The organism is Micrococcales bacterium (assembly GCA_016703125.1).
Lineage (GTDB): Bacteria > Actinomycetota > Actinomycetes > S36-B12 > UBA10799 > JADKAV01.
The window spans coordinates 100,336-118,109 of record JADJCR010000015.1 but is presented as its reverse complement, the minus strand read 5'-3'; the positions used below and the strand labels follow the sequence as shown (position 1 = coordinate 118,109).

The following is a 17,774-nucleotide window of genomic DNA, read 5'->3' as shown; positions in this document are numbered from 1 at the left end:
GTCCAGTGTGCCGCGCGTCGGCCCTTTGGCGAGTCACCCGCCAGCGTCAGCCCGGCCGCACCGCCGCGCGGCTCAGGCGGTCCCGCACGGCGGCGGCCAGGGCGGAACCGTCGGCAGGGGGGATCGTCCACACCACGGCCAGCCCGCGGGCATCGGCGTCGCGCAGGGCGCGGTACAGCATCGCGGCGAACTCGCGGGTGTCCGCCGGCGAGGCCAGGCGCACGGCACCCGGCGGGGTCGCCACGCCCGCAAGCGCCAGGAACCCCTCTCCAGCAGTGGCGTCGCCGCCCAGGTGGACGGCGGCGGCCGGTGCGTAATGGGATGCGAGCCCTCCGGGCGCGCGCACCCGCGAGGACCCGCGATCCAGTGCCACCCCGGCGATCTGCTCGATCTGGGCGACCTCGACAGCACCCCAGCGCAGAACCCGTGGCGAGTAGCCGGTGCAGTCGAGGATCGTCGATTCCACCCCCACCGGGCACTCGCCCCCATCGAGCACCACGTCGAGTGCGGGATCAAGAAGGTCGCCGATGTCGCTGACCACATCGCCGGCGCAGGTGGGCGACACCTGGCCGAAACGGTTCGCGCTCGGCGCCGCGACCGCGCCCGCAGCAGTGATGACGGCCAGCGCGACCGGGTGCGCCGGGCAGCGCAGGCCGACGGTGTCCTGCCCGCCGGTGAGATAACGGGGCACCTCGTCGGCGGCGGGCACCACCAGGGTCAGCGGGCCGGGCCACAGGGCCTGCGCCAGCGCGTGGGCGTATCCGGGAACGTCGCGGCCCCACGTCGACAGGGCGTCCGGACCGTCGACGTGCACGATCACCGGGTGATCGGAGGGCCGCCCCTTGATCGCGAACACCCGGCCGACCGCGGCGGCATCCAGCGCGTGCGCGGCCAGCCCGTAGACCGTCTCCGTGGGCAGGCCGACCACCCCGGAGCGGCTGAGCGCCGCCGCGGCCGCGGCGACGGCCGCCCGATCCACCGCAGCGTCGTGCCAGGCGGTTCTCACAAGGTCAGCGGACACAGCCATCGGTCGACCACATTGCTCCTGATCCGGGAACAGTTCTCGTAGTCAATCGTCCCGATCGCCGGGTCGACCTGTGACGGCGGCCTGCCCGTGACCACCCAGACCCGGCTCGCGCCGTCCAGATCCCGCTCCAGCCAGCCCTGTAGGGGCGTACCGGTGAAGTCCTTCTGCACCACGTGCACCGCGACGCCGGCCGTCAGGGCCTGGGGCAGCAGGAAGGTGCTGGGGTACTGGCCGTCGACCAGGACGACGTCGCCGGGAGCCACCGCTGCGAAGGCGCCTGCCTCCACCTCGTACCAGCGGTCGCCGAAGGGCACCCGACGGCTCTGTGCGGACTGCGTCCAGGTGCCGGCGAGGACGGTGATCAGCAGGCCCACCGCGAGCGCGACCCGGGGGCTCACCCAGAGCGTCAGCGCCCAGACCACGAGCACCCCGACGAGCATCTCCGCTGGGATCGCGTACCGGATCACCCCGAACAGCGCCAGCCACACGAACGTGCCGGTCAAGGTGAATACCAGCACGGCGATCCCGGCCCGGGTCAGCCGGCGTGCGGCCAGCAGGATGAGCACGATCGCGGCCACCAGCAGCAGCCACCGGGGATCGCGCACCGGCAGGTCGAGTACGCGCGCATCGCCGGTGGCCATGTCCCAGGGCCACAGCAACCAGCCGCGCAGTCCGGCCACCCCGTAGCGCTCGTCGGTGAGATCGGCCGACGGGTACCAGGGGCTGGCGAACACGCTGTTCCAGAACGGGAACACCGGGGACTGGTAGGTCCGCCACAGACTCCAGGCCCACCAGGCGCCGGTGAGCAGCCAGCCACCCAGGGCACCCAGCAGCCACCACCCGGCGCCACGCCACCGCACGACGAGCACCGCCACCAGCATCGCCACGCTGAACGGCACGCCGGTGTACTTCAGCCCTGCCGCAGCGCCGGCCAGCACCCCGGCCAACAGCGGCTGCTCGCGCAGCACCAGCAGCAGGCCGCCCAGCAGCAGGCCGGCCAGCAAAACGTCGCTGTAGCTGGTCCCGACCTCGCTGCGGAACCCCGCCCCGACCATCCCGAGCACCGCGGCGGTGGTGCTCGCGGCCAGCAGCCATCCGCCGGTCAAAGGCAGCACCCGGGCGGCGACGCGCCGGGTGATGACCGCAACCACGCCCGCCAGAGCACCCAGCAGGGTCTGTGCCGCCATCGGGGGCAGCGCGGTGGCGAGCAGGTAGAAGGGAACTTGTGGGAGCGGATTCTGGAAGCGGCCCCCGTAGAGGTCCGGGTCGGAGAAACCGCCGTGGAACAACTGCCAGGGGTACCAGTAGTGGTACTGCAACTGGTCCCAGTTGGCGTCCTGCGTCAGCAGAGCGGCGGCGGCGGCGCAGGCGAGCACGAGCACCGCATCGACAACCAGGTTCCAGCGCCGCACCCGGTCATTCTTGCCTGCCGGCTAGGAACGGTAGACGTAGACCTTGGTACCGACGGGCGAGGAGTGGTAGATCTCACGCGCGTCCCGGTACACGCGCACGTTGACGCACCCCAGGGACGCCCCGTTGTAGCCGTCCCGGTGGAATCCGGGGGAGTAGTGCACAGCCTGCCCGCCGCTGAAGAACAGCGAGTACGGCATCGGGGTGCCGGCCAGGTCGCTGATGAGGTAGCGGATCTTGGAGAAGACCCGGAACCTGCCATTGCGGGTGGGGGTGGCCTCGGCACCGAAGCGCACGTCAGTCACGAGCTTCTGATCGCCGTTGACCATCATCCGCAGCACCTGTTGGGTCTTGTCGATGCACAGCACGCGGCCGGTCTTGCAGGCCTTGGGCAACGTGCCGTTGCCGTACAGCTTCTTCAGTTTCAGGGCGGGCTTCTGGGACACGTTGCCGGTGGGCCAGTAGCCGAGCTTCTCCTGGAAGGACTTGTACGCCTTCACGGTCTTCCGGTCGTAGACCCCGGTGGTGGGAGCCGGTTTGCCGACGCCGTTGAGCTGCTCCTGGATCCGTTCCACGGACTTGCCCTGCATGCCCGGGCGGATCTTCGCCTTGCCCGCGTACACGTCCTGCAGCGGCGGGGCCTTCTTGATCTCCGGCGTGGGGCTGGTCGTTGGCGTGGGGGGGGTCGGCGCGGGGGTGTCCTCCGCGGGCAGCAGGAAGACGGCAGCAGCAAGGGCGTCGATCACCACCCCAGTGTCTCCCGTACGCCGCGGCGGATCAACACCGCCTTCGGACGATCTGCGCGCGTGTCGTGGCCGCGCTGGCGTCTAGCCTTGCTGTCGTGGCCGATGAACGGCAACTGCCGGTGGATCCGGATGCGTCCCCCTTCCGGGCGCGGGCGCGGCGGGGGCGCTCCTGGGACGTCGTGCTGGTCATCGCCGCCGGCGGGGCGATCGGCGGTGCCGGGCGCTATCTGTTGACCCTCGCGCTGCCCAGCGCCGGGTTCCCGTGGGCGACGCTGGTGGAGAACGTGCTGGGCTGCTTCCTGCTCGGGGCTCTGATCGTCTTCCTGCTCGACGTCTGGGCGCCCCACCGGTACTTGCGGCCCTTCCTGGGGGTGGGCGTGCTGGGCGGGTTCACCACGTTCTCCGCCTACACCGCGGAGACCCGTGCCCTGCTGCTGGCCGACCGGGCGCCGACCGCAATGGTCTACCTGTTCGGCAGCGTGCTGCTGGGACTGACTGCCACCTGGGCGGGGATCACCGCCGCCCGGTACATCTCCGCCCCGAAGGAGGCGTCATGAAACTGCAAGGCCCCGCGATGCGGCTGTCGATATACCTCGGCGAGAGCGACCAGTGGCACCACCGACCGGTCTACACCGAGATCGTGCACCGGGCGCACGCTGCCGGCCTCGCCGGCGCCAGTGTGCTGCGCGGAATCGAGGGCTACGGCGCCTCGTCCCGCATCCACACCAACCGCCTGCTGAGCCTCAGTGAGGACCTGCCGGTGGTGATCGTGATCGTGGACAGCCACGACAAGATCGACGCCTTCCTGCCCGAACTGGACGAACTCATCACCGAGGGCCTGGTCATCATGGACCCGGTGGAGGTCATCACCTACGTGGGCCGCCCGTGAGCCTGGTGCTGGTCATGCTGGGGGCGGCGATCGGGGCGCCGAGCCGCTGGGCGCTGGACCGGTTCGTGCAGTCCCGCCACGACAGCGTGTTCCCCTGGGGGACCTTCACGATCAATGTCGCGGGGTCACTGCTGCTGGGCTTCATCCTCGGCGCCCGGGTGCCGTCCGAAGTGGCGCTGCTGGTCGGCACCGGGTTCTGCGGTGGGTTCACCACCTTCAGCACCTTCGGTTTCGAGACCGTGCGCCTGGCCGAGGAGGGGTCCCGCGCGGAGTCCCTGCTCAACGTCGGCGCCAGTCTTGCCGCGGGGATGGCGGCCGCCATCGCCGGCTGGTACCTCGGTGCCGCCGTTGCGCGGTGAGCGTCAGCCCCGCCGGCCGATGATCAGGTCGGCGACCAGTCCGGTCCACCCGGTCTGGTGGCTGGCCCCGAGCCCCGCGCCGTTGTCGCCGTGGAAGTACTCGTAGAAGTACGGCGCGAAGTTCCACCGCGGATCGCTTTGGAACTTGCTGGTATCGCCGAACACCGGCCGCCGGCCGTTCTCGTCGGGCACGAAGATGCTGATCAGCCGCCTGCGCAGTTCGTCGGCCACCTGCCGCATGTCGGCCATGTCGCCGCTGCCTGTGGGGCACTCGACCTGGAACGAGTCCCCGAGGTACATGTAGTACCGCTCGAGGGCCTCGATGACCAGGTGGTTGATGGGGAACCAGACGGGACCGCGCCAGTTGGAGTTCCCCCCGTACATGGAGGTGGTGGACTCTGCGGGCTCGTAGTCCACCTTGAACGACTCGTCGTCGATGGCCACGCTGAACGGAGCGGCCTGGTGGCGCTTGGACAGGCTGCGCAGCCCGTGGGGGGACAGGAAGGAGTCCTCACTGAGGACCTCCAGCATGACCCGGCGCAGGCGTTCGGGGTCCAGCACGGTGAGCAACAACTTGTGCTGCTCCGGGGAGCGGTAGACGAAGCCGGCACGGCCGGAATCGATGCTGTCCAGCCCGCGGCGGCGCAAGAAGTCGGCGAACCGTTCGTAGAGCCGGGTGTTGCGCTGCAGGGCGCGGTCGGTCTCGATCCAGGCGGCGGCCAGGATCGGGATGAGCCCGACGATGCTGCGCACCCGCAGCGGTTGCTGCGTGCCGTCGGGCCGCATCAGTTGGTCGTAGAAGAAACCTTCCTGCCAGTCCCACATCCCGCTGGCGGCCATCCCGTCGGTGATGGCCGCGAAGTGCTCGGCGAACTTCAGCGCCATGGCGTCGTAGACCGCTTCGTGCTCGGCCAGGCGCAACGCGATGCGCAGCATGGACAGGCAGTAGAAGGCCATCCACGCCGTGCCGTCGGCCTGCTCCAGAGCGCAGCCCTCGGGCAGTTGCGAGCGGTTGATCGGGCCTACGTTGTCCAGTCCCAGGAAGCCGCCCTGGAAGACGTTGTTGCCCTCGACGTCGACCCGGTTGACCCACCACGTGAAGTTCATCAGCAGCTTCTGGAAGACCTCCTGGAGGAAGTCGTAGTCCTGGGTGCCGTCGATCTCGAAGACGCGCAGCGCCGCCCAGGCGTGCACCGGTGGGTTGATGTCACCGAAGTTCCACTCGTAGGCGGGCAGGGCGCCGTTGGGATGCATGTACCACTCCCGGCACATGAGCAGCAGTTGGTACTTCGCGTACGACGGGTCGACGTGGGTGAACACCACGGTGTGGAACGCCAGGTCCCACGCGGCGAACCACGGGTACTCCCAGGCGTCCGGCATCGAGATGACGTCGTAGGCGTCGACCTGCTGCCAGTTGTGGTTGCGCCGCTGGTCCGGTGGCGGCGGGGCCGGCTGCCCGGGGTCGCCCGACAGCCAGCGCTGGATGTCGTAGCGGTAGAACTGCTTGCTCCAGATCAGGCCGGCGAAGGCTGCGCGCATGGCCACCAGTTCGGCCTTCGGGCAGTTCTCAGGGGCCAGGTCGCCGTAGAACTCGTCGGCCTCCGACTCCCGGGTGGCGAACAACTCCTCGAAGGCGCGACCGAGGGCCTGCGGGTCGCGCCTGTTGTCCGGCGACTTCCACAACCGCAGGCGCAACTCCCGGGTCTGGCCGGCGGGCACCGTGACCCGGTACCACCAAGCGCCCTTCGTGCCCCGGTGCTCCGGGTTGACGCTGGGGTCGCCGAGACGGACATGGCGGTCGATGCCGTCCTTCGGGTAGGCGGTGATGTTCTCCGCGCCGAACAGCAACTCGTCGTTGGTCTCGTTCGTGCAGAGCACCGGGGTCGGGGATGTCCCGTCCGGCAGGGGCCCCGGGTCGAGGTGGTAGGTCCCGGAGCGCCAGTGGGTGGCGATCAGCGCACCGGAGTCCACCCGGATCTCGGGTACCGGGTGCCCCCGGCCCCAGCCCCAGGTGTTGCGGAACCACAGGGTCGGCAGCACGTCCAGAGTCGCTTCGTCGGGCCCGGCGTTGGTCACGGTGATGCGGATGCTGATGTCGGTGGGGGTGGCTTTGGCGTAGTCCACGTCGATGACCCAGTAGCGGTCGTCGTCGAAGACCCCGGTGTCGATGAGTTCGTACTCCGGCTCGGTCCGGTCGCGCGCTGCGTTGGTGGCCAGCAGGTCGTCGTAGGGGAACGTGGCCTGCGGGTAGTGGTAGCGCCAGCGCAGAAACGCGTGGGAGGGCAGGGCATCGCGGTACCAGTAGTACTCCTTGACGTCCTCGCCGTGGTTGCCCTGCTGTCCGTCGACACCGAAAAGGCGTTCCTTGAGCACCTTGTCCTTGCCGTTCCAGAAGGCCAGGGCGAAGCAGGTGTCCTGTAGCAGGTCGGACAGCCCGGCCATGCCGTCCTCGTTCCAGCGGTAGGCGCGCGCGTGGGCGTGGTCGAACGGGAAGTACTTCCAGGCGTTGCCGTCCGGGGAGTAGTCCTCGCGCACCGTGCCCCAGGCGCGCTCGGAGAGGTACGGCCCCCACTGGTACCACGGTCCAGCCTGTTCGGGGCCGCCTGCCATGCCGCCGGCCTGCTTCATCCGCTCGTACTCGCTCACGCGGCCCAAGGGTAGCCCCGGCAGCCGGGCCGAGGCCGGACGACGAGTCTGCCGAGGCCCCGCGTACGGGCGTCGAATCTGGGTACTGTGAGGTGCAGTGTGACCGAGGGGTGTGATTCGACGTGGCCACCAGGCGGCGTAAGCAACGGATAGCCATGATCTCCACGCACGGGTACGTGGCTGCCGAACCTCCGCTCGGGGCCCCGGACACCGGCGGTCAGGTGGTGTATGTCCTGGAGTTGTCGCGCAAGCTGGCGCAACTGGGCTTCCGGGTCGACATCTGGACGCGGCGCTTCGAGAAACAGCGGCAGATCGAGGTCGTCGACGACGACGTGCGGATCATCCGGATGCCCTGCGGCGGCGCGGACTTCATCCCCAAGGAGTACCTCTACAAGAAGTTGCCCGAATGGGGCGAGAACGCGCTGCGTTTCATCCGCGCCAAGGGCCTGAACTACGAGTTCATCAACAGCCACTATTGGGACGCCGGGCTGGCCGGGCAGCACCTGTCGGAGGTGCTCGATGTCCCGCACGTCCACACCCCGCACTCCCTCGGGATGTGGAAGCGCGAGCAGATGGCCGCGGACAGCGACAAGAGCGCGGCCGAACAGGAGCAGCAGTACAACTTCAGCCGCCGCATCCACCACGAGTCGACGCTGTACCGGGAGTGCGATCTCGTGGTGGCGACGTCCCCGCAGCAGGCCGACCTGCTGCACAACGGCTACGAGGTCCCGACGTCGCAGTTGCGCATGATCCCGCCGGGCTACGACGACAACCGCTTCTACCCGGTCAGCGAGGCCACCCGCGACAGCATCCGGGACCAGCTCGGGTACGAGGGGCTGGTCATCGCCTCCATCGGAAGGCTGGCCAGGAACAAGGGCTTCGACCTGCTGGTCGACGCGTTCAGCGTCGTGGCCGAGCGGGTGCCCGAGGCGCGGCTGCGGATCGCCTGCGGGGTGGAGTCCTCGGACTACGGCGACAACGAGATCCTCACCGAGATCGAGGACAAGATCCACGGGTACGGCCTGGCCGACCGGGTGTTGTTGACCGGGTCCCTCAGCGACGACGAGATGCCCGATTATTACCGCGCCGCCGACGTCTTCGCGCTGTCCAGCCGCTACGAACCGTTCGGGATGACGGCCGTGGAGGCGATGGCCTGCGGGGCACCGACGGTGATGACCATCCACGGGGGGCTGTGGCGGTCGGTGTACTTCGGCAAGCAGGCCCTGTACGCAGACACCACCGACAAGTACGAGTTCGGCATCGCTCTGCTGCAGGCACTGAAGTATCCGCGGCTGCGCGCACGGCTGCACCGCGAGGGTGCCCACCGTGTGCGTTCCCTGTTCACCTGGACCGGGATCGCCCAGCAACTCGTCAGCGCGGTGGAGTCGCGCGGCGCGCCGGGCTTCGACATCGGCGACGGCTTCGACTGAGCCTGCGGTCGGCGGTACTGTTCCCCCACCGGCTCGCTGAGAGAGAGACCCATGTCCGTGCGGATGTTCTGCTCCGACCTCGACGGCACGCTGCTGGGCAAGCCGGATGCCACCGCGCGCTTCGCCCTCGCGTGGCACACAATTCCTGAAGCGGATCGCCCGCTGCTGACCTATGCCACCGGCAGGCTGCTGGACGACACCCTGGAGGTGATCGCCAGCACCGGCCTGCCCGAGCCGGACTTCGCGATGTGCGGCGTGGGCACGATCCTCTACGACGCCGGCCGCCACGAGCTGATGCACGATTTCACGGACGCGCTGGCCGACGGCTGGGACAGCTCGAAGATCGAGCGCATCGTGCAGGCCACCACCGACGCGCGCCGGCAGCCGCAGGAGTTCCAGCACCAGTACAAGTCGAGCTGGTATCTCGAGGGCGCAGAGGACCACACGATCGACGAGCTCGAGTACGTCCTCGATGCGGCCGGCTTGAACGTCAACGTCGTGTACTCCAGCGACCGCGACCTCGACGTGCTGCCGCGGATGGGCAACAAGGGCAAGGCCCTGACGTGGCTCATCGAGCGGCTTGGGATAGCTGCGGACGAGGTGATTGTCGCCGGCGACACGGGCAACGATGCGGCGATGTTCCTGGTCCCCGGTGTCCGCGGGATCATCGTGGAGAACGCACAACCGGAGTTGTCCGCGCGCACGGTAGATGCGGCGACCTATCAGACCCGCGAGTACTTCGCCGACGGCGTGCTGGAGGGGTTGCAGCACTTCGGCGTGCTCGACCGGGTGCCTCGCTACGACGACCAGATGATCGTGCCGAAGGATCCGGCGATCCGGCGGATGATCGACGCCGAGAATGTCGAAGGCCCCAGCGAGGAGGACCTCGCCCTTATCGAGACGGGTTACGAGAAGGCGCTGGACGCGTTGCGGCGCAACATCACCCCGCTGGGGTTCTCGGCGTGCTCGCTGCACGACAACGCCGCCCACGGCACGGATGTGAACTACCGCAGTGTGTGGGCACGCGACGGATCCATCACGGTGATCGGGTCGATGCATGTCGACGACCCCGCCATCCGGGCCTGTGCCAGGGCCACTCTCGAGACCCTGCTGACGCACATGAACCCGGTCGGTCAGATCCCCACGAACGTCAGCATCGACAGCGAGACGCCCGACTACTCGGGAGTCGGTGGGATCAGCGCCATCGACGCCGGGCTGTGGACCGTCATCGCCATGTACGAGTACGTGCGGACCACCGACGACATCGAGTTCCTGCTGGACAAACTCGGCGCCCTGCAGCGGGCGATGGACTGGCTCAGCGCCCACGACAGCAACAACGATGCCCTGCTCGAGATCCCGGAGGCGGGGGACTGGACCGATCTGTTCGGCCGTAGTTCCAACATCCTCGTCGACGAGGTGCTCTGGTATCGGGCCAACGTGACGTACGGGCGCATGCTCGAAATGGCCGGGGAGTCCGCGCGGGCAGCCGATTACCTGCGCTGGTCGCAGAAGATCCGGGGCGTGGTCCTCGACCGGTTCTGGCCGACCACCAAGCCGGAGGGGGACGAGGCCGCGGGGTTGCGGTTCACCGAGCGCCAACTCGGTGTGGGCGACACCCGGTACCTGCTGGCCCAGGTCACGCCGTTCGACTTCAACTGGCGCTGCGACGTCTACGGGAACATCCTGGCCGTGCTGTTCAACCTCCTCGACGTAGCGCGTGCGCACATCGCCTTCCGGTTCATGTGGGGCGTGGGGATCAACGAACCCTGGCCGGTGAAGAACCTCTACCCGGTGGTGCACTCCGGAGACCCGGACTGGCGGCCTTACTACACGGTGAACCTGCTCAACCTGCCGCACCACTATCACAACGGCGGCGTGTGGCCGTTCATCGGCGGGCAGTGGGTGCGGTTCATCCAGCGGCTCGGCTACCGCGGGATGGCCTACCAGGCGCTCGCCCAACACGCCCGCCTCCACCAGACCGGGTCCCACGGGGACTGGGCGATGAACGCGTGGGCCCATGGTGGGACCGGCCGGCCCATGGGCAAGGCGTACCAGGCGTGGTCAGCGTCGTCGTACCTGCGCGCGTGCCACGACCTGCGGGTGGGGTCGGCGCGCGTCTGAGGGCCCGGGGGGTGTGAAGCCGGCCCGGTGCGCGCTTTCTGTACCCGGGAGAGTTGGGGACGTCGGGGAGCGATTCGACGCGGTTGGATCGCTCCCGGGTTGTGGTTTCGCTCCCGCCTTGGGCTGGGGCGGTCGCGCCGTGCGCGCTTTCTGTACCGGGGAGAGTTGGGGACGTCGGGGAGTGATTCTGCGGGGTTGGATCGTCTCTGACGCCGGCCCGGTGCGCGCTTTCTGTACCCGGGAGAGTTGGGGACGTCGGGGAGCGATTCTGCGGGGTTGGATCGTCTCTGACGCCGGCGGTGCGCGCTTTCTGTACCCGGGAGGGTTGGGGACGTCGGGGAGCGATTCGACGCGGGTGGATCGCTCCCGGGTTTCGGTTTCGCTCCCGCCTTGGGCTGGGGTGGTCGCACGTCGCGTTCACCGAGGGCGAAGCCCGGAAGCCCACAAGGCCGCTCGTGGTTGTCGTGGTACGAGGCTAGAGTGAGAAGTCTTCAGGTGATGGGAGTCATCGGATGTTCGAGAGGTTCACCGACCGTGCCCGCAGGGTGGTCGTCCTCGCCCAGGAAGAGGCGCGGATGCTGAACCACAACTACATCGGCACCGAGCACATCCTGCTCGGCCTGATCCACGAGGGGGAGGGCGTAGCGGCCAAGGCACTGGAGAGCCTCAACATCTCGCTGGATGCCGTCCGGCAGCAGGTCGAGGAGATGATCGGCCAGGGCCAGCAGGCCCCCAGCGGCCACATCCCTTTCACCCCGCGTGCCAAGAAGGTGCTCGAGTTGTCCCTGCGCGAGGCGCTGCAACTCGGCCACAACTACATCGGCACCGAGCACATCCTGCTGGGGCTGATCCGTGAGGGCGAGGGGGTGGCCGCCCAGGTGCTGGTCAAACTCGGCGCCGACCTCAACAAGGTCCGCCAGCAGGTCATCCAGTTGCTGTCCGGCTACCAGGGCAAGGAGCCGGCGACCTCGGGCGGCCCGCAGGAGGGCACCCCGTCCAGTTCGCTGGTGCTCGACCAGTTCGGACGCAACCTCACCCAGGCCGCGCGCGAAGCCAAACTCGACCCCGTGATCGGGCGCGAGAAGGAGATCGAGCGGGTCATGCAGGTCCTGTCCCGCCGGACCAAGAACAACCCTGTGCTGATCGGCGAACCCGGCGTCGGCAAGACCGCGGTCGTCGAGGGTCTCGCGCAGATGATCGTGCGCAACGAGGTCCCGGAGACGCTGAAGGACAAGCAGCTCTACACCCTCGACCTCGGTGCGCTCGTGGCCGGCAGCCGCTACCGCGGTGACTTCGAGGAGCGCCTGAAGAAGGTGCTCAAGGAGATCCGCACCCGCGGCGACATCATCCTGTTCATCGATGAGATGCACACGCTGGTCGGCGCCGGTGCCGCCGAGGGCGCGATCGACGCAGCTAGCATTCTCAAGCCCATGCTGGCGCGCGGCGAGTTGCAGACCATCGGCGCCACGACGCTGGACGAGTACCGCAAGTACGTGGAGAAGGATGCCGCACTGGAGCGTCGCTTCCAGCCGATCCAGGTGCAGGAGCCGACGCTGGCCCACCATCGAGATCCTCAAGGGCCTGCGCGACCGGTACGAGAACCACCACCGCGTGACGATCACCGACAGCGCCTGGTCGCCTCGGCGACCCTGGCCGACCGGTACATCAACGACCGGTTCCTGCCGGACAAGGCCATCGACCTGATCGACGAGGCCGGATCCCGGTTGCGCATCCGCCGGATGACCGCACCGCCGGACCTGCGCGAACTCGACGAGCGGATCGCCGGCGTGCGCCGGGAGAAGGAGTCCGCGATCGACGAGCAGGACTTCGAGAAGGCCGCGTCATTGCGCGACTCCGAGAAGAAACTCATGGTCGAGCGCACCGAGCGGGAGCGGCAGTGGAAGGCCGGCGACATGGACGTCGTGGCGCAGGTCGACGAGGAGCTGATCGCCGAGGTGCTGGCCACGGCGACCGGCATCCCGATCTTCAAACTCACTGAGGAGGAGTCGCAGCGGCTGCTCAAGATGGAGGACGAGCTGCACAAGCGCGTCATCGGCCAGGAGCAGGCGATCCACGCGCTGTCCCAGGCCATCCGGCGCACCCGGGCCGGGTTGAAGGACCCGAAGCGCCCGGGCGGGTCGTTCATCTTCGCCGGGCCCTCCGGCGTCGGGAAGACCGAACTGTCCAAGACGCTCGCGGAGTTCCTCTTCGGCGACGAGGACGCGCTCATCTCCCTCGACATGAGCGAGTACTCCGAGAAGCACACGGTGTCCAGGTTGTTCGGTTCGCCCCCCGGCTACGTCGGGTACGACGAGGGCGGGCAGTTGACCGAGAAGGTGCGCCGCAAGCCCTTCTCAGTGGTGCTGTTCGACGAGGTGGAGAAGGCCCACCCGGACATCTTCAACTCGCTGCTGCAGATCCTCGAGGACGGTCGGCTGACCGACTCGCAGGGCCGAGTGGTGGACTTCAAGAACACCGTCATCATCATGACCACGAACCTGGGCACCCGCGACATCGCCCGCGGCATCAATCTCGGGTTCGCCAACGAGGACGACACGAAGACCACCTACGAGCGGATGAAGGCCAAGGTCAACGAGGAGTTGAAGAACCACTTCCGGCCGGAGTTCCTCAACCGCATCGACGACATCATCGTGTTCCACCAGTTGACCCGTGATGAGATCGTGCTGATCGTCGATCTCATGATCGCCAAGCTCGACGAGCGGCTGCGGGACAAGGACATGGGCATCGAACTCACCCAGTCGGCCAAGGACGCCCTCGCGATCCGCGGATACGACCCGGTGCTGGGTGCCCGGCCGCTGCGCCGGACCATCCAACGCGACATCGAGGATGCGCTCAGCGAGAAGATCCTGTTCGGTGAGATCGGCCCAGGGCAGATCGTCCTGGTCGACGCCGAGGGGGAGGGGACCAACGCGGTCTTCACCTTCACCGGCACGGAGGCGGCGACCGCCCCCGACGTGCCGCCGGTCGAGGCTGCCGAAGGCTGAGCCCGGCAGTCCTCACCCGGGCAGTGACCACTGCTGCCCGTGGACGATGAGCCCGTCGGCGAGCAGGCCGGTCAATGCCCGCTCGAGTTGGGCGGGATCGGGCCAGTCGAAGTTGTCCGTCGGCCCCACACGCAGCACGGCCAGCACCGCGCCGCGAGCCTGCCGGTCGGTCCCCTCATACGTCTGGGTGCGTCCGACCCGCTGACCGGGCACCCAGTCGCACTGCGGGGCCAGCGGGCAGGTGCCGCAGCGCGGGGAACGTGCCGTGCAGACCAGTGCGCCGAACTCCATGGAGGCCGCCGCCCAGGTGGGGGAGGGGACCTCGAGTCCTGCGTGCACCTGTTCGGCCAAGGCCCTCTCCGCGGCGGTGAACGACGGTGCCGGTTCGCGGCCGGTCAGCACCCGGGACAGCAAGCGGCGCACGTTGACGTCCACGACGACCGCCTCCCGCTGGTAGGCGAACGCAGCCACGGCGGCCGCGGTGTACTCGCCGACGCCCGGCAGGGCGCGTAGGTCCGCCTCGGTGTCGGGCACCACGCCGCCGAACCGGTCACGCATCAGCACCGCCGCCTCGTGCAGGCGTTTGGCGCGCCGCGGGTAACCGAGGCGCCCCCAGGCGCGGATCGCCTCGCCCACCGAGTCGTCGGCGAGGGCGGTTGGCTCCGGCCACCGCTGCAGCCACGCGTGCCAGGCGGGCAGGACACGGGAGACGGGGGTCTGCTGCAGCATGATCTCGCTGACGTACACACCCCACGGCGTGCTCGAGCGCCACGGTAGGTCCCGGCGATTGCTCGCGAACCACTGCACGACGGTGCGGTCGAGGTGGGCCATCCCCGCCATTGTCACCCGACCCGGTCGTCACCGCCCGTGCGAGGCTTGCATACCGTGGCTGTCATGAGTTCGTTGCTGCATCCGGTCGGACCGGAACCGGCCAGTGTCTACTGGCGGCGCCGGATCGTGGTGATCCTCGGGGTGGTCATAGTCCTCGGACTACTGTGGTGGCTCATCTCGCCGGGTGGCTCGTCAGCCCCGGTGGCGGCCACGGCCAGCCCCACTCCGCTGCCGACGCTGAGCAGCGCCGCACCGACGACCAGTGGGTCGGCGTCGCCGTCGGCGTCGGTTTCCGGGGCGGCCTGCTCGGACACCGACGTCGTCGTCAGCGTCAGCATGACTCAGCAGACGTACACCGTCGGCGGACCCGTGGAGTTCGTCATGAAGATCACCAACACCGCCAGCGTCCCCTGTGTGCGGGATGTGGGACCGGCGGCGAACACGTTCACCGTGACCTCCGGTGGTTTCGACGTCTGGACCTCGGATGCGTGCTCGCCCGCAGGCGACTCCCAGGAGGAGGAGATCCCGGCTGGTGAGGCGTTCGCCGTCAAGGGCACGTGGGACGGGACCGTGACCGCCAACGGCTGCCAGGACGCCACCCCGGCAGCGGCGGGGGCCTACCAGGTGGAGGCGTCCAACAGCACCGTCACCAGCGACCCGGTGACATTCAGCCTCGGCTGATCACTGGTATCTGTCCAGGATCGAGGACTCCGCCAGCCGCGACAGCGCATCGCGCACGCTGCGCGCCCGCGTCTCGCCGACACCGTCGACGGACTGCAGATCGTCGATGGACGCCGCCAACAGTTTCTGCAGGCTCCCGAACTGACCGATGAGCCGTTCCACCACCGCATCCGGCAGGCGTGGCACGCGGCCGAGCAGACGGTAGCCGCGGGGGCTCAGCGGCTGGTCCAGTCCTTCGAGGTCCCCGGCAAGATCCATTATCTGGCCCAACTGCAGGACGTCCACGAGCGCGGTGTCCTCCGCCTGGTCGAGGACCGTGATCGTGTTCTGGTACGCGTCGGCGTCCAGCAGGTAGTCCCGCAGCAGCAGTATCTGATCCGTGCCGACCCCGCTGACGACCTCCCGCAACTGCAGGTCGAGCAGGCGGCCGTCGACGCCGAGTTCCACGACGTACTCATCGATCTCCGCGGACATGCGGCGCACCATCTCCAGGCGCTGGGTGACCAGCAGGACGTCGCGTACTGTGACCAGATCCTCGACCTCGAGGGCCGACAGCGTCGAGCCGACCTCGTCGAGCCGCTGGCGATAGCGCTCGAGGGTGGCCAGAGCCTGATTGGCCTTGCCCAGGATGGCCGTGGAGTCCTCGAGGACCTTGCGGTGCCCGTCGTAGTACAGCGCGATTGTCTCCATGGACTTGCTCACGCTGATCACGGGGAAGCCGGTCTGCACGGCCACGCGCTCGGCTGTGCGGTGGCGGGTCCCCGTCTCCTGGGTGGGGATGGCGGCGTCGGGCAGCAACTGCACCGCGGCTCGCAGGATGCGGGTGGCATTGCGGTCGAGGATCACTGCGCCGTCCATCTTGGCCAGTTCCCGCAGACCAGTGGAGGAGAACTCCACATCCATCCGGAAACCGCCGCCTGAGATCTGATCGACGACGTCGTCGTTGCCCAGGACGATCAGCCCGCCGGTGCGCCCGCGCAGAATCCGTTCCAGGCCTTCCCGCAGGTCGGTGCCCGGGGCGACCTGCGACAGCGCGGTTCGCATGCGCGCCCCTCGGTCCATCGTTCTCCTCGCCTTTGACGCATTATGACCCGCCATCGCCGGTGGCGGCACGCTGAGGCGGCGGGCTCAGAAGGGCGCCTCGACCGCGTGGAGCTCCGGTCGGCCCCGAAGCCGGGGTCCCGGGGCCCGCCGGATGGCTCCGAGCACGTCACTGAGCCGGTTGATCGGCTGCACCTGCAGACCGTCGGTGGCACGTACCACCTCCGGGTGGCGGCGGGCATCGGCGGGGATGATCACCCGGCTGAAACCGAGCCGGGCCGCCTCCGCCACGCGCTTGGCCAGCCCGGGCACCACCCGCAGATCACCGGACAGCGTCACCTCACCGATCGCGACCGTGTCGCTCCACAGGGCGGTGTCCAGGCGGGCGGAGGCCACCGCCAGGCACAGGGCGAGGTCGCTGCCCGGGTCGTTGACCTTTGCGCCCCCGACCGTGGCGACATACACGTCGCGGTTGCCCAGTTGCAGGCCGCCGGCCTTCTCCGTGACTGTCACCAGCATCGTGCTGCGGTTGAGTTCGAGCCCGGTCGCGGCCCGGCGCGGGGTCTGCGCGGCGGTGCCGGCCACCAGCGCCTGGATCTCGGCCAGCAACGGCCGCCGGCCCTCCATGGTGACCGTGAGACAGGACCCGGGAACCGGCTGTTCACGCACCTTGCGGAACAGGAAGGAGGGGTCGGCGACCTCCTGGAGTCCGTCCTCGTCGTGCTCGAAACAGGCAACCTCGTCGGTGGGGCCGAAGCGGTTCTTCACCGAGCGCAACATCCGCAACGATGAGGTGCGGTCGCCCTCGAACGTGACGACGGTGTCCACCAGATGCTCCAGTGCCCGGGGCCCGGCCACGGAGTTCTCGCGGGTCGACTGCCCCACCAGCAGCGTCGGCAGGTGGTGGCCCTTGGCCCACTGCGTGATCACCTGGGTCACCTCGTGCACCTGCGCCACCCCACCGGCCCGGGAGTCGATCGCCGAAGTGGCGATGGTCTGCACCGAGTCCACGATCAGCAGGGCGGGTCTCACATGCGCCGCGTGGGCCAGCACCTGCTCCAGTTCGGTCTCGTCGGCGATGAGCAGACGGGAATGCAGCGCCCCGATCCGCCGGGCCCGCAGCCCGATCTGTTCGGCAGACTCCTCCCCGGAGATGTACAGCACCGGTCCGTTGTGCTCGGCGAAGCGGTGCCCCACGTCCAGCAGCAGTGTCGACTTGCCCACCCCGGGTTCGCCGGCCACCAGCACCACTTGTCCCGGCACCAGCCCCCCGCCGAGCACCCGGTCGAACTCACCGAGCCCGGTACTGCGCCGTTCATGGGTGTGGGACCGCAGATCGATCACGGGGCGCGCGGCGCGACTCGGTGCTGCGGACGGGCCCTTGGTCTTGGAGCCCGCCTTGGGCCGCTGGGTGGGGGCGACTTCGGTGAGGGTGCCGAACTGGGCGCACCCCGGGCACTTGCCCAGCCACTTGGCCGTGCGGCCGCCACATTCGCTGCACTGGTACTCGGTCCTGGTCGCCACGGTCACCAACCTAGGTGCGGGGTGCGACAAGGACCTGCCTGCCGCGCCGGGGTGTGGACAGCGG

General features: G+C 68.8%; 13 protein-coding genes and 1 pseudogene. 7 read left to right on the top strand and 7 right to left on the bottom strand.

Annotation, left to right across the window (positions count from 1 at the left end):
• Positions 1 to 46 precede the first annotated feature (46 nt).
• Genes IPG68_15710 through IPG68_15700 form a run of 3 tightly spaced genes read right to left on the bottom strand, consistent with a single transcriptional unit; the run spans position 47 to position 3,183 of the window.
• Entirely contained in the window at positions 47 to 1,027 is a 981-nt protein-coding gene (locus IPG68_15710; protein ID MBK6764612.1) for a threonylcarbamoyl-AMP synthase, read from the bottom strand.
• Entirely contained in the window at positions 1,003 to 2,439 is a 1,437-nt protein-coding gene (locus IPG68_15705; protein MBK6764611.1) for a DUF2029 domain-containing protein, read from the bottom strand. Before IPG68_15705 ends, IPG68_15710 begins: the two co-directional genes overlap by 25 nt.
• Before the next feature lie 21 nt (positions 2,440 to 2,460).
• Positions 2,461 to 3,183 (bottom strand): murein L,D-transpeptidase, encoded by a 723-nt coding sequence (locus IPG68_15700; GenBank protein MBK6764610.1) that lies wholly within the window; start codon positions 3,181 to 3,183, stop codon positions 2,461 to 2,463.
• 95 nt (positions 3,184 to 3,278) lie between these two features.
• Between IPG68_15700 and IPG68_15695 the strand changes: the two genes are divergently transcribed.
• Genes IPG68_15695 through crcB form a run of 3 tightly spaced genes read left to right on the top strand, consistent with a single transcriptional unit; the run spans position 3,279 to position 4,431 of the window.
• Positions 3,279 to 3,740, top strand: coding sequence for a CrcB family protein (locus IPG68_15695; protein ID MBK6764609.1), 462 nt, complete (start codon positions 3,279 to 3,281; stop codon positions 3,738 to 3,740).
• Positions 3,737 to 4,072, top strand: a complete 336-nt coding sequence (locus tag IPG68_15690) for a DUF190 domain-containing protein (GenBank protein ID MBK6764608.1) — start codon at positions 3,737 to 3,739, stop codon at positions 4,070 to 4,072. The genes IPG68_15695 and IPG68_15690 overlap by 4 nt, the downstream gene beginning before the upstream one ends.
• Complete coding sequence (gene crcB, locus IPG68_15685) at positions 4,069 to 4,431, top strand: fluoride efflux transporter CrcB (GenBank protein ID MBK6764607.1); 363 nt, start codon at positions 4,069 to 4,071, stop codon at positions 4,429 to 4,431. The genes IPG68_15690 and crcB overlap by 4 nt, the downstream gene beginning before the upstream one ends.
• 3 nt (positions 4,432 to 4,434) lie before the next feature.
• Here the strand turns inward: crcB and IPG68_15680 are convergent, their stop codons facing one another.
• Positions 4,435 to 7,059 (bottom strand): glucosidase, encoded by a 2,625-nt coding sequence (locus tag IPG68_15680; protein MBK6764606.1) that lies wholly within the window; start codon positions 7,057 to 7,059, stop codon positions 4,435 to 4,437.
• A gap of 173 nt (positions 7,060 to 7,232) precedes the next feature.
• Between IPG68_15680 and IPG68_15675 the strand changes: the two genes are divergently transcribed.
• The 3 genes and pseudogenes from IPG68_15675 (at position 7,233) to IPG68_15665 (ending at position 13,633) form a co-directional block, all read left to right on the top strand.
• Positions 7,233 to 8,507 (top strand): glycosyltransferase, encoded by a 1,275-nt coding sequence (locus tag IPG68_15675; protein ID MBK6764605.1) that lies wholly within the window; start codon positions 7,233 to 7,235, stop codon positions 8,505 to 8,507.
• A 51-nt stretch (positions 8,508 to 8,558) separates the two neighbouring features.
• Complete coding sequence (locus IPG68_15670; GenBank protein MBK6764604.1) at positions 8,559 to 10,628, top strand: HAD-IIB family hydrolase; 2,070 nt, start codon at positions 8,559 to 8,561, stop codon at positions 10,626 to 10,628.
• Between the two features lie 512 nt (positions 10,629 to 11,140).
• Positions 11,141 to 13,633, top strand: a pseudogene (locus IPG68_15665) (ATP-dependent Clp protease ATP-binding subunit).
• Between the two features lie 12 nt (positions 13,634 to 13,645).
• Here the strand turns inward: IPG68_15665 and IPG68_15660 are convergent.
• Positions 13,646 to 14,464: an A/G-specific adenine glycosylase gene (locus IPG68_15660; GenBank protein ID MBK6764603.1), complete on the bottom strand. Its 819-nt coding sequence runs from the start codon at positions 14,462 to 14,464 to the stop codon at positions 13,646 to 13,648.
• A 63-nt stretch (positions 14,465 to 14,527) separates the two neighbouring features.
• On the opposite strand from IPG68_15660, the gene IPG68_15655 reads away from it, so the two are divergent.
• On the top strand, positions 14,528 to 15,145 hold the full coding sequence (locus IPG68_15655; protein ID MBK6764602.1) for a hypothetical protein: 618 nt from the start codon (positions 14,528 to 14,530) through the stop codon (positions 15,143 to 15,145).
• Here the strand turns inward: IPG68_15655 and disA are convergent, their stop codons facing one another.
• Together disA and radA are read right to left on the bottom strand one after the other, a co-directional pair.
• Positions 15,146 to 16,243, bottom strand: a complete 1,098-nt coding sequence (disA, locus tag IPG68_15650; GenBank protein ID MBK6764601.1) for a DNA integrity scanning protein DisA — start codon at positions 16,241 to 16,243, stop codon at positions 15,146 to 15,148.
• Between the two features lie 30 nt (positions 16,244 to 16,273).
• Positions 16,274 to 17,710, bottom strand: a complete 1,437-nt coding sequence (gene radA, locus IPG68_15645; protein MBK6764600.1) for a DNA repair protein RadA — start codon at positions 17,708 to 17,710, stop codon at positions 16,274 to 16,276.
• Positions 17,711 to 17,774: the final 64 nt, after the last annotated feature.